1 protein-coding gene is annotated in these 310 nt (G+C 68.7%); it reads right to left on the reverse strand.

Going from position 1 to position 310, the window contains the following annotated elements:
- Positions 1 to 206: 206 nt before the first annotated feature.
- Positions 207 to 310 (reverse strand): zinc-binding dehydrogenase (locus NGB94_RS16710; RefSeq protein WP_325791843.1); only part of this gene is annotated, 104 nt, incomplete at its 5' end.

Below are 310 nucleotides of genomic sequence, written 5' to 3' on the forward strand. Positions count from 1 at the left end.
CGGCCCCCTCCGTTTGTCTTCACTCATGGTGCTACCCCTTGTCAGCAGTGTGGTCCCTGCAGCAGCAGGGCGTGATGTGCGCATGAGGGTAGCACCGGCGGTGCGATGTGGATCACATACACGCCGGAGGGCGTGCTGCCGGTCCGCCGAACGGTCCTGGATGAGCGCCCGGCGGGCCGGCGGCACGCCGGGCGGCGCTGCGGCAGCTAGACCGTGAGCAGAACCTTTCCGGTGTGCTGGCCCGAGTCGAAGTACTCGTGCGCGGCAGCCGCCTCAGCCAGCGGGAATGTGCGGTCCACCAGCGGCTTGA

The organism is Arthrobacter koreensis, from assembly GCF_035792275.1.
In the GTDB taxonomy this organism is placed as follows: Bacteria; Actinomycetota; Actinomycetes; order Actinomycetales; family Micrococcaceae; genus Arthrobacter_B; species Arthrobacter_B koreensis_A.